The 25,745-nt window shown below is 47.7% G+C and carries 24 protein-coding genes, 1 other RNA gene and 1 pseudogene; 5 read left to right on the forward strand and 21 right to left on the reverse strand.

The window, feature by feature from the left end:
* Nucleotides 1-318: 318 nt before the first annotated feature.
* The 16 genes and pseudogenes from G9U52_RS19190 to rpoE form a co-directional block, all read right to left on the reverse strand.
* The gene (locus tag G9U52_RS19190; protein ID WP_166152549.1) at nucleotides 319-588 is read right to left on the reverse strand and encodes a pro-sigmaK processing inhibitor BofA family protein; all 270 of its coding nucleotides are present in this window, start codon (nucleotides 586-588) and stop codon (nucleotides 319-321) included.
* Between the two features lie 44 nt (nucleotides 589-632).
* Nucleotides 633-908, reverse strand: coding sequence for a DUF2508 family protein (locus tag G9U52_RS19195; RefSeq protein ID WP_166152269.1), 276 nt, complete (start codon nucleotides 906-908; stop codon nucleotides 633-635).
* A gap of 279 nt (nucleotides 909-1,187) precedes the next feature.
* Nucleotides 1,188-1,784 (reverse strand): recombination mediator RecR, encoded by a 597-nt coding sequence (gene recR / locus G9U52_RS19200; RefSeq protein WP_166152270.1) that lies wholly within the window; start codon nucleotides 1,782-1,784, stop codon nucleotides 1,188-1,190.
* Nucleotides 1,785-1,813: 29 nt separating this feature from the next.
* On the reverse strand, nucleotides 1,814-2,125 hold the full coding sequence (locus tag G9U52_RS19205) for a YbaB/EbfC family nucleoid-associated protein (RefSeq protein ID WP_166152271.1): 312 nt from the start codon (nucleotides 2,123-2,125) through the stop codon (nucleotides 1,814-1,816).
* 78 nt (nucleotides 2,126-2,203) lie between these two features.
* Complete coding sequence (gene dnaX, locus G9U52_RS19210; RefSeq protein WP_166152272.1) at nucleotides 2,204-4,012, reverse strand: DNA polymerase III subunit gamma/tau; 1,809 nt, start codon at nucleotides 4,010-4,012, stop codon at nucleotides 2,204-2,206.
* Nucleotides 4,013-4,077: 65 nt separating this feature from the next.
* Nucleotides 4,078-5,139, reverse strand: a complete 1,062-nt coding sequence (locus G9U52_RS19215; protein ID WP_166152273.1) for an ATP-binding protein — start codon at nucleotides 5,137-5,139, stop codon at nucleotides 4,078-4,080.
* Between the two features lie 158 nt (nucleotides 5,140-5,297).
* Nucleotides 5,298-5,561, reverse strand: an RNA gene (gene ffs, locus G9U52_RS19220) — signal recognition particle sRNA large type.
* Nucleotides 5,562-5,604: 43 nt separating this feature from the next.
* Entirely contained in the window at nucleotides 5,605-6,015 is a 411-nt protein-coding gene (locus tag G9U52_RS19225) for a hypothetical protein (RefSeq protein ID WP_166152274.1), read from the reverse strand.
* A 92-nt stretch (nucleotides 6,016-6,107) separates the two neighbouring features.
* Complete coding sequence (rpmE, locus tag G9U52_RS19230) at nucleotides 6,108-6,305, reverse strand: 50S ribosomal protein L31 (RefSeq protein WP_166152275.1); 198 nt, start codon at nucleotides 6,303-6,305, stop codon at nucleotides 6,108-6,110.
* A gap of 68 nt (nucleotides 6,306-6,373) precedes the next feature.
* Nucleotides 6,374-7,654 carry a radical SAM family protein gene (locus tag G9U52_RS19235; protein WP_166152276.1) on the reverse strand — a complete coding sequence of 427 codons (1,281 nt, stop codon included), beginning with the start codon at nucleotides 7,652-7,654 and terminating at the stop codon, nucleotides 6,374-6,376.
* Between the two features lie 525 nt (nucleotides 7,655-8,179).
* A pseudogene (gene rho / locus G9U52_RS19240) lies at nucleotides 8,180-9,407 on the reverse strand (transcription termination factor Rho); the annotation flags it as partial.
* A gap of 81 nt (nucleotides 9,408-9,488) precedes the next feature.
* Entirely contained in the window at nucleotides 9,489-10,742 is a 1,254-nt protein-coding gene (gene murA, locus G9U52_RS19245; RefSeq protein ID WP_166152277.1) for a UDP-N-acetylglucosamine 1-carboxyvinyltransferase, read from the reverse strand.
* 130 nt (nucleotides 10,743-10,872) lie between these two features.
* Nucleotides 10,873-11,727: a class II fructose-1,6-bisphosphate aldolase gene (gene fba, locus G9U52_RS19250; RefSeq protein WP_166152278.1), complete on the reverse strand. Its 855-nt coding sequence runs from the start codon at nucleotides 11,725-11,727 to the stop codon at nucleotides 10,873-10,875.
* 146 nt (nucleotides 11,728-11,873) lie between these two features.
* Complete coding sequence (locus G9U52_RS19255) at nucleotides 11,874-12,263, reverse strand: response regulator (RefSeq protein WP_166152279.1); 390 nt, start codon at nucleotides 12,261-12,263, stop codon at nucleotides 11,874-11,876.
* A gap of 220 nt (nucleotides 12,264-12,483) precedes the next feature.
* Nucleotides 12,484-14,088, reverse strand: coding sequence for a CTP synthase (gene pyrG / locus G9U52_RS19260; RefSeq protein WP_166152280.1), 1,605 nt, complete (start codon nucleotides 14,086-14,088; stop codon nucleotides 12,484-12,486).
* A 398-nt stretch (nucleotides 14,089-14,486) separates the two neighbouring features.
* Nucleotides 14,487-15,074 (reverse strand): DNA-directed RNA polymerase subunit delta, encoded by a 588-nt coding sequence (gene rpoE, locus G9U52_RS19265; protein WP_166152281.1) that lies wholly within the window; start codon nucleotides 15,072-15,074, stop codon nucleotides 14,487-14,489.
* Nucleotides 15,075-15,445: 371 nt separating this feature from the next.
* Here rpoE and G9U52_RS19270 point away from each other — a divergent pair, with 371 nt between their 5' ends.
* Nucleotides 15,446-16,627 carry a S8 family peptidase gene (locus tag G9U52_RS19270; protein ID WP_166152282.1) on the forward strand — a complete coding sequence of 394 codons (1,182 nt, stop codon included), beginning with the start codon at nucleotides 15,446-15,448 and terminating at the stop codon, nucleotides 16,625-16,627.
* On the opposite strand, the gene G9U52_RS19275 is transcribed toward G9U52_RS19270, so the two are convergent.
* Nucleotides 16,613-17,041 carry a YwiB family protein gene (locus G9U52_RS19275; protein ID WP_166152283.1) on the reverse strand — a complete coding sequence of 143 codons (429 nt, stop codon included), beginning with the start codon at nucleotides 17,039-17,041 and terminating at the stop codon, nucleotides 16,613-16,615. The two genes, G9U52_RS19270 and G9U52_RS19275, sit on opposite strands and share 15 nt — an antisense overlap.
* Before the next feature lie 112 nt (nucleotides 17,042-17,153).
* A complete protein-coding gene (locus G9U52_RS19280) occupies nucleotides 17,154-17,420 on the reverse strand; it encodes a hypothetical protein (protein ID WP_207953077.1) in 267 nt (88 codons plus the stop codon).
* A 117-nt stretch (nucleotides 17,421-17,537) separates the two neighbouring features.
* Here G9U52_RS19280 and G9U52_RS19285 point away from each other — a divergent pair, with 117 nt between their 5' ends.
* On the forward strand, nucleotides 17,538-18,368 hold the full coding sequence (locus G9U52_RS19285; protein WP_166152285.1) for an AraC family transcriptional regulator: 831 nt from the start codon (nucleotides 17,538-17,540) through the stop codon (nucleotides 18,366-18,368).
* 25 nt (nucleotides 18,369-18,393) lie between these two features.
* Nucleotides 18,394-19,242 carry a metallophosphoesterase gene (locus G9U52_RS19290; RefSeq protein ID WP_243767442.1) on the forward strand — a complete coding sequence of 283 codons (849 nt, stop codon included), beginning with the start codon at nucleotides 18,394-18,396 and terminating at the stop codon, nucleotides 19,240-19,242.
* A 152-nt stretch (nucleotides 19,243-19,394) separates the two neighbouring features.
* Here the strand turns inward: G9U52_RS19290 and speB are convergent, their stop codons facing one another.
* Both speB and speE read right to left on the reverse strand, forming a co-directional pair.
* The gene (gene speB / locus G9U52_RS19295; RefSeq protein ID WP_166152287.1) at nucleotides 19,395-20,264 is read right to left on the reverse strand and encodes an agmatinase; all 870 of its coding nucleotides are present in this window, start codon (nucleotides 20,262-20,264) and stop codon (nucleotides 19,395-19,397) included.
* Nucleotides 20,265-20,353: 89 nt separating this feature from the next.
* Nucleotides 20,354-21,181 carry a polyamine aminopropyltransferase gene (speE, locus tag G9U52_RS19300; RefSeq protein ID WP_166152288.1) on the reverse strand — a complete coding sequence of 276 codons (828 nt, stop codon included), beginning with the start codon at nucleotides 21,179-21,181 and terminating at the stop codon, nucleotides 20,354-20,356.
* A 260-nt stretch (nucleotides 21,182-21,441) separates the two neighbouring features.
* On the opposite strand from speE, the gene G9U52_RS19305 reads away from it, so the two are divergent.
* Nucleotides 21,442-23,520: a transglycosylase domain-containing protein gene (locus G9U52_RS19305; protein WP_375790266.1), complete on the forward strand. Its 2,079-nt coding sequence runs from the start codon at nucleotides 21,442-21,444 to the stop codon at nucleotides 23,518-23,520.
* A gap of 109 nt (nucleotides 23,521-23,629) precedes the next feature.
* On the opposite strand, the gene G9U52_RS19310 is transcribed toward G9U52_RS19305, so the two are convergent.
* Nucleotides 23,630-24,502: an alpha/beta fold hydrolase gene (locus G9U52_RS19310; protein ID WP_166152289.1), complete on the reverse strand. Its 873-nt coding sequence runs from the start codon at nucleotides 24,500-24,502 to the stop codon at nucleotides 23,630-23,632.
* 229 nt (nucleotides 24,503-24,731) lie between these two features.
* Between G9U52_RS19310 and G9U52_RS19315 the strand changes: the two genes are divergently transcribed.
* On the forward strand, nucleotides 24,732-25,553 hold the full coding sequence (locus G9U52_RS19315; protein WP_166152290.1) for a dienelactone hydrolase family protein: 822 nt from the start codon (nucleotides 24,732-24,734) through the stop codon (nucleotides 25,551-25,553).
* Nucleotides 25,554-25,745: the final 192 nt, after the last annotated feature.

Genomic DNA, 25,745 nt, shown 5'->3' on the forward strand with positions numbered 1-25,745 from the left:
GCGTTCGTCCTGAGCCAGGATCAAACTCTCCATTAAGGTAGAACTTGAGTTGCCTCATTCTTTACATCTGGCGAGAACTTGCATTCTCTATTTTTACTCACTCGTTGATTCAGTTTTCAAAGGACAATTCACATCTGTCATTTGCGTTCAAGCTTTTGACTCTTATGCTTTAACACTTTACCGCTTTAATATGTTGATTCAGCGGCGACTTAATCAATATAACACATGCCTATACATGATTGCAACCTTTATTTTGCAATACTTTTGATTTTCTACTATTTTCCTAGTTTAACAAGCAATACGCCTTATATTTGGCTCTCAAATCACCCAAAGCTTTAAAGCAGCCAGCATTACCAACCCAGGTACACCAAGTATGCTCACTGTCCCTACCGTCACGGGATTAATCGGAATCTCCAGTTGGGTGTAAGCCCCGAATAAATTCAGGATGTACAACAAGAAAGCCGCAACAACCACATTGAGACATATAGACCCCAGCCATTGAAAAGCATATTTGTACCGGAACAGCAAAAATAGGAGCAATAATCCAGACACACTAAAAATCGCCCACCACAAATACGGCTTCGCCATGATATTCAAATCTATCCTCCCCTAAGTTATGCTCGAAAGCCCTGCTAGCTTTGTATCCGTCTGCTTTTACAGACGTCTACCGCCGAAAGTTTCATACGCTTTGCTTGCTTAATAAGTATATCCAGCCGTTTCTGGGTAGCCTCCAAAGCGAATATCGCATAATCAATCTCTTCTTTTTCCAATACAAGATCCAGACGGTGCTGCGCGGTCATCCAATCGATATGGGCACGTTTAATTTCCTGCATCAATTGCATCTTTTCATTTGCGAGTTGCTCAGTGTCTCTTCGCTGCTCCCGAGTTAAACGATGCCATAGCCTCATGCCTTCCCCCCTGCCTTCAGGCGTGTGAGATAGATTCCATTAGCCATACAGCCACAACCAAGTTGTCCTACTCTACATATGTATGTAAATTAGAGGATTGGTAGAACTCTTCTAAGCTAACGAGCGGGGCCCAGTCTATCATTGTTTATATGCTCTAGCCGAGTGCAACAGATTGCATACAAAAGCTCGTGGCCAGGCCGCTATTGCAGACGCAAAAAAAAGCCTTGCACAACAATCATGCAAAGCTTCTAACCATTTGTCCTGATGTAGTGGCAACCCTTATATTTCGCGGCGCCCTTCTAGCGACTTCGTCAATGTAACCTCATCTGCATATTCCAAATCCCCGCCCACTGGAAGCCCATGGGCAATACGGGTGACCTTCAGCCCGAATGACCGCACCAAACGGGACAAATACATGGCTGTCGCTTCCCCTTCAATATTGGGGTTTGTCGCCAGGATTAATTCCTGTACCTGCTCATCGCCGAGGCGCTTCAACAGGTCGGCAATACGAAGCTCATCGGGACCAATCCCTTCCATAGGAGAGATAGCTCCATGAAGCACGTGGTAAAACCCGTTATATTCCCGGGTTCTTTCCATCGCCACTAGATCCTTAGGCTCTTGGACCACGCAAATAATGGAATGATCCCGCCCTTTATCTTGGCAAATGCGGCAAGGGTCTGTATCTGTAATATTACAGCAGATGGAGCAGTAATGCAGGTTTCTTTTTACATTGACTAACGCTTTGGCGAATTCAATACAATCTTCTTCCTTCATTCGCAACACGTGAAAAGCATGCCGCGCTGCTGTCTTCGGCCCAATGCCAGGCAATCGGGAAAAGGCATCAATTAGTTTCGCTAACGGTTCGGGATAAAACAAAAGGGATAGCTCCTTATAGTGTTAAATTATTAGAATAATCCAGGAATGTTCACGCCGCCGGTTAAACGTCCCATTTCTTTATTGGCCAGCTCTTCTGCTTTGGTCATAGCGTCGTTAACTGCGGTTAGCACTAAATCCTGCAGCATTTCAACATCCTCTGGATCTACAGCTTCCGGTTTAATGATAATTGAAGTGACTTTTTTCTGCCCGTTAACTTGCACGGTAACTACACCGCCGCCAGCTGACCCTTCAATGGTTTTAAGGGCAAGCTCCTCTTGTGTCTTCAGCATTTGCTCTTGCATTTTCTTTACCTGCTTCATCATTTGGTTCATATTGTTCATACCATCCAACTCCTTCGTTTTATATAAGCTTCATCCATATCCATTATATTCATCGAAATCATCAATCTGCTTAAATCTTTAATCCTCTTTAATCTTCACTAAGTCAGCGCCAAACACATCAATCGCCGAGTCGATCCAATCTTCATTGGCAGCTGGCTCCTCCTCTGGAACGAGCTTGAGCTCTTCTTTACTGCTCACTACGTTCTTCGATTCATCGACGCCTGCCTTCCAATCCTTTAACATAATCGAAACCAGCTTTAAAGGCTTGCCTAGAACATCAGCCATTACTTGCTCAATAATTTGTTTATTAGCGGGTTTTTCCGTTGTTTCCCGATGCATCGTGCTTTTAAAAGCAACCAATACCTGCTCGTTCTGCAACGATACTGGCTCGCCGTCCACTAACCAAGCATGAATCGTAATCTTCTGCTCTTTGACCCGCGCCAATACTTGGCTCCACTTCTGCAGTATCGCTTTGCATTCCTCAGTATCTCGGCCTGACATAAAGCCGTCAAGCTTGACACTGCCTTTCTTTACAGACGGGCTGGGTGAAGCCCTGCCCCCCAAGCCCGAAAGCCCGCTATTCGCGTTATGGGCAGTCCCAGCGCCACCGGCAGGCGCTACTCCCTGCTTCAACAGCTGGGCGAGTTGCTCCTCCAAGCGCAGAATGCGGCTTGTAAGCTGCCCGACGAGCCCATCGGGTGCAGAATCCTTCACAGCGGATAGCCCCGCTGCTCCTGAAGGATGCCCTGCCGCTGCATGAGCCGGCTCTAGGGATGCAGCAACACTCATAAGCGAGTCATTCTCGGGCGAGCTGCATAGCTTCATCAAGGCCACCTCAAGCAACGTTTGCGGCTGTACGGAATACTTCATCTCCGTTTGGTAATAGTTCAGTGTATCCATCATCGAGATGAGCTCTTGAGCCGTAAAAGCGGCCGCAACGGCAACGAACGCCTTGACATCAATAATACGGTCTGTAACCGCTTGGGAATTCGGCACCATCTTGACCATCAATAAATCGCGGAAATAATAAAGCAAATTTTCCATGCACTTATCTGCACTTTTACCCTCTTGCATAAAGGTTTCAATCAGTTGTAATACCGCGGCCACATCTCGCCGCTTAATGGCTTCTACCAGTACTTGAAATTGATCCGAGGCCAATCCCCCGGTAATCGAAACTACGTCTGCGTAAGTGATATGCTTGCCCGAGAACGCCATAATTTGATCCAACAGATTTACAGCATCCCGCATCCCGCCATCGGATAATCGGGCAATAAAGCGCAATGCATCTTCATCAGCTTCAATCTGCTCTTCTTTGCATACCAACCGGAGCCTTTCCACCTGTTCATCCAGTGAAACACGGCGAAAGTCGAAACGCTGGCAACGGGAAATAATAGTCGCCGGCAGCTTATGAGGCTCGGTAGTTGCCAAAATAAACATGACATGTGGAGGCGGCTCTTCCAAGGTTTTAAGAAGAGCGTTAAAAGCTTCCGTTGTCAGCATGTGTACTTCATCGATAATATACACCTTTTGGCGAACCTCGGTTGGAGCATATTTCACCTTGTCACGAATATCGCGGATCTCTTCTACACCCCGGTTGGAGGCGGCATCAATTTCCACTACATCCATCACAGCGCCTTCTGTTATGCGGATACAATTGGCACATTCATTACACGGTTCCTCAGCAGGACCATGTAAACAATTGACGGCCTTCGCCAATATTTTGGCAGTCGTCGTTTTCCCAGTTCCACGTGGCCCGTTAAACAAATAAGCGTGCGTAAATCGCCCTTCGCGCAACGAATTTTGAAGCGTTTGAACGATGTGTTTCTGGCCAACAATATCTCGGAAAGCCTGCGGTCTCCATGTACGGTATAATGCGATATGTGCCATAGCGTCAGCTCCAATAATGGTTCATCCCTTATAGTATACTACACTTGCACCTGCTAATGAAGTACTTAAGGATACGGTATTCCGACCGTAAATGTAGTGCCAAAGCCTTTGGAGGAAACACGGATATGCCCACCCACATCATGAATAATCCGCTGGCAGATGGATAAGCCTAACCCCGTCCCCTCATCCTTAGTCGTAAAAAACGGGTCAAATATTTTATCAATAGCAAACATCGGGATGCCAGGTCCTGTATCCCGAATCTCTATATTGACGATCCGCTCTTCAACATCCACTCTTTCCGTTAATACTAAATGTCCGCCATCCACCATGGCTTCAATCCCATTTTTGCATATATTCAAAAAAACCTGCTTGAGCAGTTCCGAATCCGCTATGACTTGCGGCAGCTGGCCAGCAGCTTCGTACCTGACAACTACGCTATGGAGTGTAGCTTCATTGTTAATGATCGGAAATATTTCTTTAATCACCTTGGAAATATCCAATGCATGGTAAGTCACATTTTTAGGCTTGCTCAGCAATAAAAACTCGTTTACCAGTTCATTAATCCGATTAATTTCGCCTAGCATAATATCAGTAAACCCGGATTCTTTTTCCATACCCTGAACCTGTAGTGTTTTACGAAGCATTTGAAGGAATCCCTTGATGGAGGTTAGTGGATTGCGGATTTCGTGGGCTGTACCTGCTGCGATTTGGCCAATCATGGCCAGCCTGTCGCTTCTTTGCACCTGTTCTTCCAAGGAACGTAGATTAGTAACATCTTTAAAGATAATATAAGCCCCCACGATATTATTGTCATCATCACGTAACACATTAGAGTCCAACAGCAATTCATACCGTTCTTGATTATTGGTCCATGACAGCGCATGATTACGTACGACCATACCCTCCAAAATATTACGGTGTACCAAACGGTGCTGTGCGGGGAGTTTTGCAAAAATCTGCTCAATGGATTGGTTCATGACCTCTTCTTTATTTAACCCCAATACCCGGCATGCCATTTCACTAATATCAACTAATTCAAAATTAGTATTAATTAAAAAAACGCCAAGATTTACATCTTTCAAAAAAGCACCCGCAAATTGTTGTAACAAATTTAATTGACGCTGCACTACTCCACCCCCTACAGCCAAACCAAGTTAACTTTAGTATACAATTCTCCTAAATTTTTCATTTTCCTTCTAAAATATAAAAAAACACCATGACTCAGCCACTTAACGGCTTCGCTCATGATGCTCTATTTGTTGTACATGTAAATAAATAATAAATACCGTGCACCTACTTTGATATTACGATCCAAGTGGAATTTCTGGTCTCGACTCAAGTCAGGCAACCCATCGGCACATGGAACATCTCGCTTACGGCTGCTTCCTTCCGAACCTGACCGGATTCACAAGCATCCATTGCGACGGACCCAACTCTCAACATCCATTCCAGAACCCAAACCTCACATCGCAATACCGCATGAAGGCGTTCAACCCCGCTATAGCGGATTGCGGGTTACAGGGCTCCGCTACATCCCCGTCTAGCACGGTAAAGATAATTATAGTCGATTCAAAGCCAAATAGCAACTTCGGCTATGATTTACGGTAAACGAACACTTTCATGGTATACCTTGGCATCGCTTTCGATAATTTATCATAAGCATCATTTTCCACCATCTTAAATTGCTGCTCGGAGAGGTCGCCGGGAACATATAAATTGACTGTAACGACTGGACCATTGACTACGATATTGGAATCGACGATGTAAGGCACCTGCTTGATCGTGGCATCCATCAGGTCGGTATCTTTTTGGTACGTGTGGTAGGTAGGGCTCATCGGCATATTGGGATTAACATCAGTAATGCCAAGCATACCATCGTTAGCGTAAGGCTTGACCCCCGATGGGGATGGGGATTGGGCAGCCTGCTTCTGGCATGCTACCAGAGCTACCGGAACCATGAGCAAAGCTCCCACAAGTAAGGAAAACAACCGAAATTTCAACATAAAAAAAACCTCCCGTGTTAGTCTAAGAACTCATGCTCTTAGCATAGCCACAGAAGGCTGGTTTATACGGTAATCCGCTATAATGAGCCGAATTACACGTTGTATTTCTTTTTAAATTTATCAACACGTCCGCCAGCATCGATAAACTTTTGTTTACCAGTGTAGAACGGATGGCAATTGGAACAAATTTCAGTACGAAGATTTGCTCTAACCGAACCTGTTTCAATAACATTACCGCAAGCACAAGTAATTGTTGTGTTGTGGTAAGTAGGATGGATAGCTTCTTTCATAGTCTTTCACCTCTTTTGCCCTGAAACACCATGTGAATCAGAGTTTTTATAAATACATAAATATATTATCATGAATGGGAAGATTGATGCAAGTTCTTTCTATGTTGCAGCGATTCAGGGATATGGGTGTATGAACCAAGGACCACATCAGGGAGCTCCTGTTCAAAAATCTCCAGCATTTGCTTCATGCCCAGCAGGTCGCTTTGTGCTTTGGGAATTAAGTTCAAATAGCTTTCAGGGTCGATATTCAAGTTGCGAAGCTGAATCAGCTTCAAATCCGTGCGTCGCACAAACTCCACCATCGCCTCTATTTCTTCCTCCCGATCCGTTACACCTGGGAAGATCAAATAGTTGATGGACGTAAGCACCCCATGGTCCGCCGCATAACGCAACGATTTCTCTACATTCTTCAATGTATAGCCACGCGGCTTGTAATAAGCATTATAGTGCCCATCTAACGCACTGATTGTACTAACCCTCATTAAATTGAGGCCCGCATCCACGATACCACGAATATGGTCGGTAAGTCCGGCATTCGTATTAATGTTAATGTAGCCCATATCCGTTTGCTCTCTAACCCGTTTTATGGCCGCAATTATCGTCGGAGCTTGTGTAGAAGGCTCCCCTTCACACCCTTGGCCAAAACTAACAATGTTATCAGGCGTCTTCAGATGCTGGAGCATGACCTGCACAACCTCATCTACCGTCGGCTTGAAATTCATTCGCGTCTGGGGCGCAAGGAATCCGCTGTCGTCAGGCTGCTCCGATATACAGCCAAAACAGCCTGCATTACAAGAAAAGGATACCGGAACCGAGCCTTCCAAACGATTGAGGAACGTATTGGAAGCCGTCAAGCATTCATACTCCAGAGCGCATTTGGACAAATGCTGAAATAAACGGTTTTCGCTATATTGCTCCATAAATTGCTGGACTTTAACTTCCAGCTCATCCGTATCGCAATTGCGCGGATTCCATGGCTCGGGGTCATCCGTTGGATGGGCAGCAACAAAAAACTCCCCATCCTTCCATACTACGGCCGTATAACCAAACAGTGGAAGCAGCTTACTGGCATCGGATTTCACATAGCTTGGTATGAGCAGCCGTGTAAAACCTTGCGGCAATAGCGCACCTACAGCCTGTACCTCTCCGGGCACAACCTGCATTTCCCCTGTCCTTGTGTTTAAGCCGATCGGTTTCGTGAAAGGCAGACTAACCATAGTTGCCCCCTCGGGTAGGCGGATCAACTCGTCTTCCATAATATCCGTAACCATTTCCCCATTACGGCCGAGCGCAACAAAGTCCGGGTGGTCGAATACATTCCCGTCAAGGTCTGCGTAGACTAGATTCATAGCTGTGTACTCCTAACCTGTTAAATTACGACGCGGAATTTTTCACACGCTTGGATGCCGACACTTTTGGCGCCGCTGGCGTCTTTGGTTCCGATGCGGATACTGATGGCGTTACAGGCGTCTTTGGCTCCGATGTGGATACCGATGGCGTTACAGGCGCCTTTGGCTCCGATGTGGATACCGATGGCGTTACAGGCGTCTTTGGCTCCGATGTGGATACCGATGGCGTTACAGGCGCCTTTGGCTCCGATGTGGATACCGATGATGTTGCAGACATTGGCGCCGATACAGGCGCTGGCATGGATACTGCCGCCGGTGTAGGTGTCATCGTTGAGGTCGATGCTTGTGTAGATGACGTTTTTGCTGCTGATGACGTTGACGAAGAACTGCTGCTTCTGCTGACCGGCGGTTTTCTCGTTCCAGAGGATGCTGAGGATGAAGCAGAAGAATTGCCTGGCTTATTCATATAGGATGATGAGCTGTTAACCGACGTCTTATTCGTAAGACTTCCGGTCTTTTCTAACAAATCCAAAAACTCTTGATTGGTGTTAGTATCGCCAAGCTTTTTAAGGAAGGCTTCAATATATTCATGCGAATCGTTCATGCTCTTGCGGATCGCCCATACTTTCTCCAAGACGTCTTTGCTTAGGAGCATTTCCTCTCGCCGTGTTCCTGAACGCCGCATATCGATGGATGGAAAAATGCGCCGTTCTGCCAATTTGCGATCCAGGTGCAATTCCAAATTGCCCGTTCCTTTAAATTCTTCATAAATCACGTCATCCATCCGGGAGCCGGTTTCAATTAACGCCGTTGCCAGAATGGTTAAGCTGCCCCCTTCTTCAATGTTACGTGCTGCTCCGAAAAACCGTTTAGGACGGTGAAAGGCTGCTGGATCAATACCCCCAGATAGGGTACGGCCCGATGGCGGGATAACCAAGTTATAGGCACGTGCCAATCTCGTAATACTATCCATTAAGATGACAACATCTTTTTTGTGCTCCACTAAACGCTGTGCACGCTCAAGAACAAGCTCAGCGACCTTAATATGGTTCTCGGGTAGCTCATCGAATGTAGAGGCTATGACTTCACCCTTTACTGAACGCTGCATATCCGTTACTTCCTCAGGACGCTCGTCTATAAGGAGCACGAACAGCTCGATTTCTGGATGGTTGGTTGAAATACTGTTTGCAATTTCTTTGAGCAGTAAGGTTTTACCTGCTTTGGGAGGAGCAACGATCAGGCCGCGCTGACCCAGTCCAACTGGAGCCAATAAATCCATAAGCCGTGTGGAAAGATGCGTTGGAGAGGTTTCCAGCAAAATTTTCTTTTCTGGATACAGCGGGGTTAGTGCTGGGAAATGCAGGCGCTCGGCCGCAGTTACTGGATCTTCGCCGTTAACTGCTTCTACGTGCAGAAGCCCGAAGTAGCGTTCGTTTTCTTTGGGAGGCCGGCATTTGCCTGATACCAAGTCCCCACTCCGCAGGTCGAATTTACGAATCTGTGAAGCGGAAATATAAATGTCCTCCGTGCTTGGCAAATAATTAATCGGGCGTAAAAACCCAAAGCCATCCGATAAAATTTCGAGAACGCCCTGCATGAACATTAGCCCGCTTTTTTCTGCCTGAGCCCGTAAAATAGCAAATATTAATTCTTTCTTTTTCAATTGGCCATAGGAAGCAATCTGATGCTTCTTGGCTAATTGATACAATTCTGTCAGCTTCTGTGCTTCTAACTGCGCCAGAGGAATATCCATAATCTCGACCACCAAACTATTATATTTTACTATTCCCATTTTACTCTCAGCATGACCCAAATCTGGAGGGTCTATGCGTTGCTATTCTTCTTCGCGCCAAACTTCTGCGCCTAAACTTGATAGATTGCTTACCAAATGGTCATAGCCACGATCGATATATTCAACCCCTGTAATCTCGGTCACTCCGTCCTCAACGGTTAGGGCAGCAATAACAAGGGCAGCCCCTGCACGTAAATCAGTTGCCTTCACCTTCGCCGCGCTTAGCTTGCCACCTTCGATAACGGCTGAACGCCCTTCTACTCTAATCTTCGCGCCCATACGGGCTAATTCAGGAACATGCTTAAAGCGGTTACTGTATACATAATCACTCAGGATGCTGACACCCTTGGTTTGTGTTAATAAGCTTGCCATCGGCGATTGGAGATCTGTAGCAAATCCAGGATACACTAGAGCCTTGACATCCACACTCTCATATTCCGGCTGCCCTACAACGCGGATCGATTCATCCATCTCGTATACTTGGACGCCCATTTCCTGCAATTTAGCCGTGATAGCCTCCAAATGCTTAGGGATGACATTGTCAACAACAACATCACCATGCGTAGCAGCAGCTGCAATCATATAGGTTCCAGCCTGAATCCGGTCGGGAATGATGGAATGACGGCAACCGTGCATAGAATCAACACCCTCGATCCGGATCGTTTCCGTTCCGGCTCCCTTGATTCTGGCGCCCATGGCGTTTAATAGTGTTGCAACATCTATAATTTCAGGCTCTTTTGCCGCATTTTCAATTAAAGTAACACCTTTGGCGCGAGACGCAGCCAACATGATATTGATGGTAGCCCCAACACTTACTACATCCAAATAAATCTTGGCTCCGCGGAGCTCCTTAGCCCTAATATGCAAAGATCCGTTCTCGGTAATTACCCGTGCTCCCAATGCTTCAAAACCTTTAATATGCTGGTCAATCGGGCGCGGCTCAAAGTTACAGCCTCCAGGCATCCCAATCGTTGCTTCTCCAAAGCGGCCAAGCAATGCCCCCATCAAGTAATAGGAGGCTCTCAATTTCTTAATATTCCCATTCGGCATAGGCTTAGATCTTAATGCGCTTGGATCAATAATCATTTGGTCATCTTTCCATATGACAGGTGCGTTTAACTCTTCTAACAGCTCTGAATATATGGCAACATCGCTTAATACCGGCAAATTATCTAAGGTAACCATGGTTTCCGATAAAATTGCAGCTGGTATCAACGCTATTGCGCTGTTCTTGGCACCGCTAATTTGGACCGTCCCTCTTAGCGGGCGACCTCCGGTGACCATTAATTTCTCCATTCGTCCCTTTTCCCTCCACATCACCGCTTTAATACATTAAATAAATGAAATAAAGCTAAATTGTAGGCTAATAAATCATATAATAGAAAGGAAATACATCATAACGATGCATTTCCTCCTTTAACCATTCTTATGCTTGATTGGAACTTCCGAACAATAGAATTTTGGATTTAACTACTTCAACCATGGCTTTGCGGGCGGGAGTGAGGTATTTACGAGGATCGTAGATTTTGCCATCTTTATTTAATGCTTCACGAATTGCTTCTGTACAAGCTACTTGATTTTCGGTATTAACATTGATTTTGCCTACGCCTGCAGCGATGGATTTGAAGATCATGTCGTCAGGCACGCCTGAACCACCATGAAGCACAACAGGAATGGGAATGGCACTAGCAACCTTCTCGATGATGTCGAAACGAATGTTAGGCTCGCCTGCATACATACCATGCGCGGTTCCAACAGCAATAGCTAAGCAATCAACGCCGGTTTCTTCGTAAAAACGAATTGCTTCTTCCGGTTTGGCCAAGCTAGCATCAGCTTCGTCCACGCTAAGGTCATCTTCTACGCCGCCAATTGTACCAAGCTCACCCTCAACGGATACGCCCATAGCACGTGCTGCTTTTACAACTTCCTTCGTTAAACGGATGTTCTCTTCGAAAGAATGATGAGAGCCATCAAACATAACGGAGCTAAAACCGGCACGGATACATTTCATAGCTACTTCAAAGCTGCTGCCGTGATCCAAGTGAAGCGCAATCGGTAGTCCCGACTTCTTCGCTGCAGCTTCCGCAATGGCAACGGTAAACTCGATACCCATATACTTCAAAGCTCCTTCACTTACACCGTAGATGAAAGGAGACTTTAACTCTTCTGCTGCTTCCATAATCGCTTGGGCAAATTCCAAATTATTCATATTGAACTGTCCTACTGCGAACTTATTTGCTTTTGCTCTTGGCAAAAATTCGTTCATCGAAACCAATGGCATGTGTTTCTTCCTCCTAGAATTTATTGACCGAGTCAAGTATCAAGACCGCTCTTCTGTCATACTGCGTTATTATAACATAGTTTAATTGAAATGATAACCAAGCTCTCTATTTTCATAAGCTGTGGATAAAAAAAAAGACCCTATAATTAGGATCCCATTGCATATGTGCTATTCTTCGACTCTCCCAGTTGGCTGTTCACAGCCTGGCGGAGCTCATCAATATCGAAAGGCTTAGTGAAATGCATAATCGCCCCAAGATCTGTCGCTTCTTTAATCATGTCCAGCTCTCCGTAAGCTGTCATCATAATCACCTTGATTGAAGCGTCAATGCTTTTAATGTGTTTCAAAATATCCAAACCGTCCATCCCTGGAATTTTCATATCCAGTAAAACTAAATCTGGAGAAGCATTTCTCACAATTTCCAGCGCTAGCTTTCCGTTCGACGCCTGATAAGTTTGGTACCCTTCCGTACTGAAAACCTCAGTCAGTAATATCCGGATACCATTCTGATCATCCACAATAAGTAACTTCTTCATCCATCCAGCCTCCCAAGTCCACGTTCGTGTTTCGGAAATATGGCCTTTCCATCAAGCTAACAAGATAAATTCGATATTCACAGCCAGATTCCTGCTGCTTTTCACAAATAAGTTGAAAAGATTTACAATTCATGCAGTATTTGAATCGAGTTGATAGGCTTGATGGGGAATGCGGTTGTTACTAAGTAAGTATATGCTGTCGAATGGCCATATATTTTAATTAATCTTTTTTTATGATAAACGCAGCCTCTACAAAATGCTTGAATAATCGCTGTGGCCTATTTGGCCTTGATGCGAATTCCGGATGGAATTGAACAGCCAGAAACCAAGGATGCTCTGGGCATTCAATAATTTCAACCAACCGCCCGTCCGGCGAGGTTCCGGTAATACGCATTCCAGCCTTCTCAATCATATCGCGGAACTCATTATTAAATTCATAGCGATGGCGGTGACGCTCATAAACAAGCTCATCATCATAGCAATGCATAGCAAGCGAGCCCTCTGCAAGCTTACAAGGGTATAAACCTAAGCGCATCGTGCCGCCCAGATTCTCAATATCCTTTTGCTCAGGAAGCAGGTCAATAACAGGATACGGTGTAGCCGGATTAATCTCGGAGCTGTTCGCACCTTGAAGATTCAATACTGAACGCGCAAATTCCACAACGGCTACTTGCATGCCTAGACAAATACCGAAGAATGGAATATTATTCTCGCGGGCATACCGGATCGCCGATACTTTTCCTTCGATTCCACGATCCCCAAAGCCGCCTGGGACCAGAATCCCTTGAATGCCTTTGAATAGCTCACTTACATTGTTGTCAGACACATCCTCCGCATTAACCCAACGGATCTTCACTTCGGTATTACATTCGATTCCTGCATGTCCCAAAGCTTCAACAATGCTTAAATAAGCATCATGTAAGGCGACATATTTGCCAACTATTGCGATTTCGGTCGTATATTTCAAGGATTTGACGCGTTGGACCAAGCTTTCCCATTCGGCCATATCTGGCGGATTGCTGGTTAGCCCAAGATGCTTCACCACAATATCGTCCATACCCTGCTCTCGCAGCATCATCGGAACTTCATACAGCGTGTCCACATCATGGCATTCGATAACCGCGTTGGTATCGATATCGCAGAATAGTGCCAGCTTGCGCTTCATGTCATCCCCAAGCGAATGCTCCGTACGGCACACGATAATATGTGGTTGAATACCTAAGCCCCTCAGCTCCTTGACGCTATGCTGTGTAGGCTTTGTTTTGGCTTCGCCTGCTGCCTTTAGGTAAGGAATAAGCGTAACATGGATATACATGACATTATCACGGCCGATATCGCTCTTGATTTGGCGAATCGCTTCGATAAACGGTAAGCTTTCAATATCGCCCACGGTGCCGCCGATTTCGGTAATGACTACATCGGATTGCGCTTCACGCCCAGCACGGAATACACGATCCTTAATTTCATTCGTAATATGCGGAATCACTTGTACAGTGCCGCCCAAATATTCGCCACGGCGTTCCTTGGTTATAACCGAGGAATACACCTTCCCTGTCGTTACATTGCTGCTCTTGGACAAGTTAATATCGATAAAACGCTCATAATGGCCAAGATCCAAATCCGTCTCTGCTCCATCATCAGTAACAAATACTTCACCGTGCTGATAAGGGCTCATCGTTCCCGGATCTACGTTAATGTAAGGATCGAATTTTTGGATGGTTACTTTTAAGCCGCGGTTTTTGAGCAGCCTTCCCAGCGATGCAGCCGTAATTCCTTTTCCCAATGAGGAAACTACGCCGCCCGTTACGAAAATATACTTCGTCATTACAGTTGAACCCTCCTTTATGAATTGATATACCCACCCAAACCCTTCCTATAGGGAGGGCTCCCGTTGCTTAGGGCGGAGCTGTGTTGTTCTCGGGTCGCTTTCGTCCTGTCGGACACGCTTTACTTTTTGGTTCGGTTCCTTATAAGGTCGCTGTCCCTTTGGGATTCGCTGTTTCGTACGGCTCCATAAGGCGCGCTGTCCCTTCGGGATTCGCTGTTTTGTGTGCTAGAAGCGTGTGTGTATACAATTTTAAAAACTTTTCAAAAAAAAAGAAAAAGTCCCCCGGCAATAGCGGGGCACTTTATAGTTACTATTGAATACTTTTTCAAAAGCCCAAAAGATAGTTTACAATTATACGAGGGGTGCTGTCAAGAGTGAACAAGCAGGGATTCGACTTATTTTTCTTCTTCGTCGTCCTCAAGCTCTTCCTCAATTAGCGTATCCAAATCTGTATCGAGATCCGCGTCTTCATCGTCCAGATCGGTATCGTCGCCATCTTCTTCATCGATCTCTTCTTCTGCCGAAAATTCGGTTTCTTCTTCGATTTCTTCCTCTTCTGCTTCAAAATCATCCTCAGCAGGCTTATCAAAGGAATCAAAGTCCTCTTCTTCAACAAAAACATCTTCTTCTTCTGCAAACAGATCCTCATCGTCCAAATCATCGTCTTCATCGTTAATGATACGCGGACGTTTGCCACTACCCACAGTATCTTCGGATTTCTCAATCGGGTACCAGCGCTTCAGGCCCCACAAATTCGTACCTACACACGCAAAGCGACCATCGATATTGATTTCCGTATATAGTTGAGCGATTACCTGCATGACTGCATCTTCTGACAGGCCTTTAATTTTCGAAATTTCTGCCATCAGGTCACGATAATAAAAAGGTGTATTCGCTGCTCTTAATACTTCAAATGCAAGGTCGACCATTGGCATTTCCTTGGCTTTTTCTGCACCGACCTTTAGAGTGTACTGCGCACTCATCCAAGCACATCCCCTCAAACAATTTCACTAGCCTAAATTTCATTATCCCTTATACTCCTAATAGTAAACCTTATTTTATGTAAAAAAGCAACTGCTTCTAGTGTCTGTTCAAAGGATTATTAAGAAGCGAAGGATAAATCCCCTTCGCCTTGACTGTATCCGCGGGGACTTGAACAGCGTCCACCCTGCTGCCCTCCACAAGGGTAGGGAAGAGAACGAAAGCATTCTCTTTGTTTATCCTATGATGCATGATCCTTTATGACACGGGTAAGGACCCATTTATTTAAAGAAGGCCATCTGCACATGCCACACAATCCCCTTTCACATAGGATACATCAGGCATTACGATGTGCGGGAGGGGCGATGGCCAAATGGAACCATCCACTTTTGTTAAATGGCTGCGGACAGCCATGCACGGTGCAGAGAGCGTCGACTGCAAGCATATCATTCGTTTCTCCAGCCGTCGCGATTATTTCGCGTGCATTCGCGAGCTGCACCGTTCTACAAAAGATACAGACTTATTGAATGGCATACAGCCACTTGCTGTGATCAACGCGATTTCTTGCACATTAAATACAACCGCAGTACTATCCCCAGTCCCTTTTGCCCATTCGATCGAAGTGGATGCTAAAATGAATGTCCATTCGATCAAGGTAGTGAATGCTGTGCAGCCTTTAAATAGTGCCACGCCCAGTGATACCGCTAGCGTTCCTTGGGGCATTAAACATATTCGCGCACCACAAGCATGGGCCAAATCCAAAGGAGACCGCATTCGGATCGGAGTTATCGACACCGGTGCTGATTATAACCATCCCGATTTGCGCCATTGCTTATCCTATGGAGTGAATCTGGTGAACCGGCACCTGCTGCCCAACGATGACAATGGCCATGGTACCCATATAGCGGGAACCATTGCCGCTGCTTCTATTCGCCCACGGGGAATCATTGGTGTCGCACCGCAAGCGATTATTCATCCAGTTAAAGCCTTCGACCACCAAGGGAGTGCCTTCGTCTCCGATATTATCGGCGGCATTGACTGGTGTGTGCGAAACCAGATCCATATTATTAACATGAGCTTTGGGATGAAAACCTATAGCAAGGCTTTGGAATTAGCCGTCCGCCATGCTTTTCGATCGGGCGTAATCGTCGTAGCCTCCTCTGGGAATGAGGGCAAGCAAAAAAGGATCGATTACCCCGCAAGGCTACCCCAGGTAATCGCCGTTGGAGCTTCTACCCGCCGCGGAAAAATCGCATCCTTCAGCAATATCAGCAAAATGATCGACATCTACGCACCAGGCGAAAAAATATATTCCACCTGGCTAAAAGGCAAGTACCACGAGCTAAGCGGCACCTCCATGGCAACGTCCCATGTTTCCGGAGTCATCGCCCTGATGCTGTCCCGAAGACCCGGATTGAATCCTACCCAGATCAAGACCATCGTCAAAAGGCATGCCCGGCTACTGCTTAAGCCCGGTATGGGCATTAGGGAAATCCACGCCTTAAGAGCGGTTAGCGCCGTAATCAAGCCGATCCTTGTTTCAAATAAGTCGTAACGGGAGCCTCCCCACCGTTAACCTTAACCGGTAGTCACCAGCCTTTTCTCCCATTACGAATAAGCTATAGCTCCACTCTACAGTACCAAGCCCTTGCTCCAATTCTAATGTTAATTGCTCGGTATCCGTCTCCAATTCCAGCTTACCTTGCGGGGCGTCATAGTATCCTTTTAACCGCTGCCCCGCTTTAAAGGTTTGCTCCGAACGAACACTGCCTTGGCGAATAATACGTACAAGCCCATCTTCCAGCTTAATCAAGGTTGTAGTTCCCGCCATCTCCGGGTCCGCTTCCTTGTACCGCAAATAATAATGGTTCCCTTTAAGGTACAAATCGCCCTCCATATCCTGCTTAATCCCCGGATCCTCATCTATATAGCTTTCAATCTGTATCTTCACTTTCACCGATTCCCCCATAAAGAACCCCCTTTTCCTAATATACTACCCCTAAATCCCCTAAAAGGGGACCCCAAGGGTTGCGCCCCCTGGACCACGATAAAGGCTTGTTTGGCGGGAGGCTCGCTTACTGTCAGGCAAGGCGCCACTTACAGGACGCGGATGCCTGACCCGCTCTTGGTCTGAGCCAAGCTCCGAAAACCAAACCAGCCAGTCCCGCAGGGACGATGCGACCTCCCAACGCTCCGCAGTCCGCGCTAAGGGCAAGCGCACCACAGTCCAGCGTGTCCCGGAGGGACGGAAGCGTCCCGAGCACTCGCAGTCCTTCCACGGGCACCACATCTACAGCCAAGCGTGTCCGTAAGGACGGAAGCGCCCCGAGCACTCGCAGCCTCACCACCGAGGGAGTCCAGAGGGCAAAGCCCTTTGGGGCCCTCCCTAGAGGGAGGGTTTGGGAGGGCGCCCCCCATTGTGGTACCATAGATTCAAGCGCAAATCGCATGGGAGACAAGACAAGATGATTACAAATATATTCGGCGTCATAACCGAGATGGAATTGAGACTTCCTGTATATGTAACAAGTGCTGGCGGCTGGCATAACCAGATGCTCATGAACCGGGAGCAGGGCTTTCCAGACTATCAATGGATCCAATCATTAGGCGGTTCGGGCAAGCTATCCATCAACGGCAAAACCTATACCGTACATAAGGGACAGGGGATGCTGCTGTTTCCTCACGAGGTACATGAATACGAGCCCATTACCACCCCTTGGTCCGTACGCTGGGTTTCTTTTAATGGAGCCTGTATGGCAAGCCTGCTGGACTCTATGCACTTCAATGCCTCTACTGTGCTTTACCTGACCAATCCCGATACTACACTAGGTTTGATGCATTCGATTCTGACTGCCCTCCAGTCTCAAAACCCGCTGCGCAGTATGGAATGCTCGACGCTCGCATACGAGCTGCTATTGGACTTATTCTTGCACGCCTCCTCTTCGGAGGTTCGCTCCAAACAGCAGCATATGGAGCAGTTGACACCGGTGTTTACACTGATTGAAAATAGCTATAACGAAACGATCACGTTACAGCAAATTGCCGACAAGCTAGGTGTCACTCCTCAGCATGCCTGCCTGCTATTCCAACAGACGCTGGGCATCCGGCCGATCGCCTACCTGAACCGTTACCGGCTGCGCAAGGCTAAGGAGCTGCTGCTGCAAGAGCTGGAGCTTGAGGTACGCGAGGTAGCAGGCAGAGTTGGATATAGCGACTGCAGTTATTTTATAAAGCTTTTTAAGCGCCAGGAGGGAATCACCCCAAGCAGCTTCCGCAAAAATCATCGGTTGCTATAAGAATCCATACGAACGGATGATATTCATGAAAAGAAGAGCTTTTTTAAAAAGTTGCGCTTATGCACTATCAGCCCTTATTTTTATCCCTACTGCCGGATACTCGTATGCCCGATATGCGGAACCAGGCTGGCTTTACACAAAGGAAGTGGTTTTGCGTCTAAAACGGCTGCCTGTGGCATTCGAAGGCCTGCGAATCGTCCAATTCAGCGATGTCCATCTGGGCTTCTACCATACAGTTGAGCAATTAAATCAATTGATTGATCACATTCAATCGCTTCAGCCTGACCTGGTCTGCTTTACAGGAGATTTATTCGATAATACAGTAGGAGCTGATGCCGTACCTGCTGTAGAGGCACTCTCAAGGCTTCAAGCTCCGCTTGGCAAAGGGGCGGTGCTGGGCAACCATGATTATTACGGCAAAGAGCCCGAGAATATCAAGCGCATCTTGGTCGACAGTGGCTTCGCCTTGCTAATGAATGAAGCGATTCCCTTAAAGCGTGGCGATTCGACGATATGGTTAAGCGGCGTAGACGATATGTGGGACGGCAAGCCCGATTTGCCAAAAGCGCTCAAATCCGTACCGAAGGATGCCTTTACGCTGTTGCTCTCGCACTGCCCTGATTTTGCCGACATTGCTGTGCAGCATGCGGTCGATTTGCAGCTATCCGGCCATAGCCACGGCGGGCAGGTGCGGCTACCCTTTTATGGCCATATATATACACCCACCTACGGCTCCAAATATGCAGATGGCCACTACACACTTGGCGGAGGCAAGCTGCAGGTGTATACAAACCGAGGTATTGGCGTCTCCGTTATGCCAATTCGCTTTTGGTGCCGCCCAGAGCTAACGGTCTTCACCTTACGTAGCGGGTGACGACGCCCGAGGCAGTGAGACTATCGGTGTTCATCACACAATGAGCTGATCCCAAAAGATAAGCCAAAGAACCTCCCTGTCCCTGACCTAAGTCAGGCGGAGGTTCTTTTTTCTGTTTTAAAGCGGGGTATGCTCGAAATGCTCGAAAAGTTCTACTTCACAAGCCCCAGCAATATTTCACGGATCAGTTTAGCCGCAACGATTTGCGTCTGTTCAGTTGGATCATAAGCAGGTGCGACTTCAACCACATCGGCTCCAACTACATTCAGGTTAGCTGCTGCCATGGCATGGATAGCCCCTAACAGCTCCTTCGAGGTAATACCGCCAGCTTCGGCTGTACCTGTACCTGGTGCGCAGGAAGGATCGAGCACATCAATATCAATGGTCAGATAGATCGGACGTCCTGCAAGCTCAGGCAGCACTTTTTTCAAAGGCTCCAGCACTTCAAAGGGATGAAAATTAATATTTTCACGGGCATATTGGAATTCTTCACGAGAGCCGGAACGAATGCCAAATTGATAAATGTTGCGGCCGCCGATCAAGCCGGCTGCTTTACGCAAAGGCGTAGAGTGCGACAACGGCTCGCCTTCATATTGCTCACGCAAGTCGGCATGGGCGTCAAAGTGCACAATGGCAAGATCCGGATATTTGGCATACATCTCACGGAACACCGGCCAGGATACCAAATGCTCACCGCCAAGGCCGAGCGGAAATTTATTGTCATTCAGCAGCCCACGCACATAATCACCGATAATCTCCAAGCTACGTGCTGCATTCCCGAAGGGAAGCATCAGGTCACCTGCGTCGAAATAGGTCATTTCATCCAAGCTTTTATCCAAATAAGGGCTGTACTCCTCAAGTCCAACGGACACTTCGCGGATACGGGCCGGGCCAAATCTGGAGCCGGGGCGGAAGCTGACGGTGTAATCCATCGGCATTCCATATATAACAGCCTTCGAGGCTTCATAATTATCCGAGCTCAGCATAAAAACATTTCCTGAGTAAGCTTGATCTAATCGCATGCTTCACACTTCCTTTTATACGTACATGATTTAGGAACAGCCGAATTACTTTATACATGATTCAGGAAATAGCCGAATGGCTTCGACAGCTATTTACACAAATCCTCAACGAATTTCGGAAGCGCAAAAGCTGCTTTGTGCAATCGTGAGCTGTAATATTTGGTGTCGATTTCCGGAATGGCCGTTTCATCAACGAGCAACGGATCGTATTTTTTACTGCCCAGTGTGAAGGTCCACAAGCCGCTAGGATACGTAGGAATATTCGCACAATAAACGCGAACAATTGGGAAGATCTCCTTAACGTCACGGTTCACGCTTTGAATCAAATCCGCTTTAAACCACGGGTTATCCGTTTGCGCAACAAATATCCCATCTTCCTTCAACGATTCATAGATCCCTTGATAGAACCCTTTGCTGAACAGCTCAACCGCAGGGCCTACAGGCTCAGTCGAATCGACCATGATCACATCATACGTGTTTTTATGGTCATGGATATGCATGTAACCATCGTTTACGATGACTTCCACACGCGGATTGTCCAATTCCCCGGCAATTTCCGGCAAATACTTTTTGGAATATTCGATAACCTTGCCGTCGATATCGACAAGAACCGCTTTTTCCACTTCAGGATGCTTCAGTACTTCACGGACCACCCCACCGTCGCCGCCACCCACGATCAGCACATGCTTAGGGTTCGGATGTGAATAAAGCGCAGGATGTGCCACCATTTCGTGGTACACAAATTCATCTCTAACGGTCGTCATGACCATCCCGTCCAATACAAGCATACGCCCAAATTCTACTGTATCAATGATAGCAAGATCTTGAAAATCGGTTTTCTCCGTTACAAGCGTCTCGCGAATTTTCATCGTAATCCCATACTGCTCTGTTTGTTTCTCTGTATACCACAATTCCATCTTAACCTCACCTTTCTTTTTTACGAATCCCAAGCCGATATTTCCTCAAAACCCGGGTGAATTGGCACAGACAGCCAATAGCTATGCGTCAAGTTGTATTATAGTGTATCCACTCGAAAATGCAACCTCAAACAACCCAAAAAACAGCGTGTTCAAAATAAATTAACATTAAACGCACTTTTGATGATTAGCGTTCGGGAATTTCTTCCATACTGCTAATAGGCACTTTTTTGTAGCAATAACCGAAAGGACGGATAGCTGTGTCCCAAGAGCCAAACAACCACCCCTCACGTACCCAGCGGCAAAGCACCGAGGAAGTTCCCCCAACCAGCTGGTTCCGACGTATAAAGACAGTAAGCTCACTCGTATTTTCCGCGTTTATTGTAGGTGCAGCAGTGCTTTTTATAGCTCTTTTATATATGCGTTCGCAGGCGCTGCCTGTATCCAAGATGGATCCATCCACTGAAATTATTGACATCCACGGGGAAATTCTGGAGACATTAAACGGCGGCAGAAACAGTCAAAGCGTTACTCTCCAGGAGATCTCGCCCTATTTAATCCAAGCTACACTTGCTATTGAGGACCGGAGCTTTTACCACCATGTAGGTTTTGATGTCAAAGGCATTGCACGTGCCACTGTCGTGAACCTCCAGCATATGGCCAAGGTACAGGGCGCCGGAACGATTACGCAGCAGCTAGCCCGCAATATGTATTTGACGCACGAGCGGACATGGACGAGGAAGCTCAAGGAAACCTACTATGCGGTGCAAATGGAGCTGCAAATGAGCAAGGATGAAATTCTCGATCAATATTTAAACCAAATTTACTACGGGCATTCCACTTACGGCATACAAGCGGCGTCAAGGCTATTTTTCGGCAAGGATGCGCTCGATTTGACACTGGCAGAAAGCGCCATGCTCGCAGGCATCCCTAAGGGCCCGCGCTATTACTCACCCTATTATGATCTCAAAAACGCCAAGGAACGGCAAGGAACCGTGCTGCAAACGATGGTCACTGCCGGGGCGATTACCCAGCAGGAAGCCGACCAGGCAAGCAAGGATAAGCTGGATATCCTGGCTCTGGAGCCAAGAAAGCCGCCGATTGGCGGTTACTTCCGCGACTATGTGCGCAACTTGGCAACCGAGCAATTCGGCATTTCGGAGGAGCTGTTCGAGGAAGGCGGACTGAAGGTGTATACCTCCCTTGATGCCACCACCCAACGAATCGCCGAGCAGGTTGTCACCGAGCAAATGGATAAGCAAGGGGAGCTACAAGCAGCCCTGATTGCTATTGATCCTCGCAATGGCTACGTACGTGCGATGGTCGGCGGACGCAGCTATGCAGAGAACCAATTCAATCGCGTGTTCGCCAACACCCGACAGCCCGGCTCGGCGTTCAAGCCGATCGTGTATATAACTGCCTTGCAGCAAAAGCAATTTACGCCCTTAACGCGCTTCAAAAGCGAGCCGACCACCTTCTCCTACGACAATGGTCGGCAGAGCTATACGCCGAATAACTTCGGCAATATTTATTTTAACTGGATCGACCTGCGGCAGGCTATTGCGAAATCAGACAATATTTTTGCCGTCCATTCGATTATCGAGGTAGGTGCCGACAATGTAATTGCCACCGCACGCAGAATGGGGATCACCAGCCCTATGAAGCCATTGCCTTCGCTCGCGCTTGGCACCTTCCCGGTCAGCCCCTTCGAGATGGCTTCGGCTTTTGCAATTTTCGCCAGTGGCGGCATGCGGACCGATCCGGTAGCGATCCTACGCATCGAGAACCGCACTGGGCGCGTTTTGTATGAAGCGAAGCCCGTCCAAGAGCAGGTCTTTGACCCTGCGTACACTTATGTGATGACCCATTTGATGGAGGGCGTGTTCGAGCAAGGCGGCACGGGCAACCGTGTATCCGCAGTGCTCAAGCGTCCCGTTGCCGGCAAAACCGGTACGACGAATACCGATGCCTGGCTTGTTGGCTATACGCCAGAGCTATCGACAGCCGTCTGGGTCGGCTATGATAAAGACCGCAATATCAGCACGCTCGAATCCCATCTGGCGGCACCGATTTTTGCTGAATTTACAGAGCGGGCGCTTGAATCCGTGCCCCCTAAGCTGTTTCCCATCCCCCCAGGCGTAGTTAGCGTCAATATCGACCCCATCTCAGGCAAATTAGCCAATGAGGATTGCCCAAAATCACGGCTGGAAACATTCATCCAAGGGACGGAGCCAACGCAATATTGCACGGAGCAGCAGCCCAAAAAGGATAGCGTTGGCACGCCTGTCAAACCTAAAGGAACGTGGTGGGAGGATTTGAAGCGCTGGTGGGGCGAATAAACGACTAATAGAGAATAAAATAAAGAACCTCCATAACCACCTTACAAGTGGAGATGGAGGTTTTATTTGGAAACAGTCGCCGAAACCGCCCATGCCGCCTCACTAGCTATTATAGAATTACCTTATCACTGTTTAATATAACATCCTCACTCGTTATCGCTTCCAGCGGCACTTGCTGCCCCGCTAAAAATCCGGTTAATTCCTCGCTGAATTTCTGCGGCTCATCAAACAGCATGCCATGCCCGCTTTCTTCGAAAACGACTAGCTTGGAGTTGGCGATGCCCTGGTGAAGCAGCTTGGCTAATTCAATAGAGCAAATTTTATCCTGTTCCCCATGGAAAATAGCAGTCGGTACATGAATACTGGCGATATCTCCACGCAAGTCCTCATCGCGCAGCGATTCCAGCACGCGAACTGTGCCTTGCGCAGAAGCATCTACACCATGCTGATGCAGCCAAGCTGCGAAGCTATCGCTGCCGCTATTAGCCGTGAACAATTCGCTGAAATCCGTCACCATTTGCGGACGGTCCGTGTGGGTCGCGACCAATAGATTCTCCACCTGCTCCTCAGGAGCCCCGAACGGGAAATTGTCCCTTTGGACAAAGGAAGGTGCCGCCGCCCCCATCAGTATAAGCTTGGAAATACCATGGCCTGCATGGCGGGACATGTAACGGACAGCTAACGCGCCGCCTACTGAGAAGCCCGCAAGCACAGCATTTTCCAGCTTCAGCTCATCAATAACGGCACGAATATCATCCGCCATCCGGTTATAGGAATAGCCCTCCCATGGGCTATCGGATTTGCCAAAGCCGCGCAGGTCAATGCCGATACATCGGTAGCCTTGACGAGGAAGCTGAATAAACTGGTACTCAAACATTTTATGGTTTAACGGCCAGCCGTGGATAAACACAACAGGTGTGCCTTCACCGATATCTTCTACATATAGCTTTACCTTGTCTTCAACCTGGATATATTGTCCCATTATTATTCCCTCCTGTTGATGCGCATTAGTTTGGTTATGTTCTCCTCTTTCTTACCCTATTACTTTCCAACTTCAAACTTTGATAACGCACTCCTCACTCAAAAGAGCAAACAAGGCCAAAGCTTGTATTCCTTTCCCCACTGGCTTATCTTTAAGTAATGACAGATAATACGGCACAAGTTAACCTTGCAATAACTAGCAGTATAGATGAGATAAGGAGCGTGAGCGCATGGGTTTGCAAAGTGAATGGATCGAATATGGCGACCAGCAGCAGCTTTCGGGTTACTTGGTGCTTCCCGAAGGACCGGCACCGCTAGAGAAGCCGGCCGTGATGGTTATCCAGGAAATATGGGGTGTTGACCCCCATATCCAGGATGTAACCGCCCGCTTCGCCAAGGCTGGTTTTATTGCCTTCGCGCCGGATCTGTTCCACCAGGCCGGCGGGAAGCCGCACGAGCTGCAGGAGCAGCGCATCGAGGATGCGAAGCGTTTCCTCGATACGCTGCCCCCGGCAGCATGGCGTGATGCGCAAGCGCGGAGCCAGGCACTGGCCGCGCTGCCCGAAGCGCAGGGCCGTGCCATCGGCGAGACGCTCGAGCGGATCTTCGCGGCCGGCGCGAACGCGGCTGCGTATGTGGCCACGCTCGAGGCCAGCGCAGCTTTTCTGCGCACGCACGAGAGCGGTCCGCGGCGGCGCCCGGTTGCCGCGGTGGGCTTCTGCCTGGGCGGAGCGTTAGCCGCCCAGCTCGCTCTGCGCGATGCGGAGCTGCGCGGCGCAGTCGTGTTCTACGGCAACCTGCCGCAAGCGGAGCAGGCTGCGCAGGTGCAATGCCCGATGCTCGGCTTCTTTGGCGAGCTGGATACAAGAATCACCGACCAGGTGCCCGCCTTTGCTACGGCTATGGAGCAGCAAGGCAAGCCATTCGATTATCGAATTTATGAGGGCGCGCCCCATGCCTTCGGTAACGATACCCGCGCCTCCTACCGCGCCGAGCCTGCACAGGACGCTTTTGCCAAGACTCTTAATTTTATGAGAGACAAATTAGCCTAGTTTAAGCTTTTTACCAATAAGCGATTTTTTTGCCAGAAGGATGGCGGAATATCGCTTTTTTCTCATTTTTACTCATAGCTGACATACAATTTACATATAAACAAATAATCATTGACAGCAAGCAGGATCTTGATAAAAGAAGGATCTCAAACGGTGTCCACAGAGATCTCGGAAATCGAGGCATTGTGCAGG

The sequence above is a fragment of the Paenibacillus agricola genome (assembly GCF_011440305.1).
Taxonomy (GTDB): Bacteria; Bacillota; Bacilli; order Paenibacillales; family NBRC-103111; genus Paenibacillus_S; species Paenibacillus_S agricola.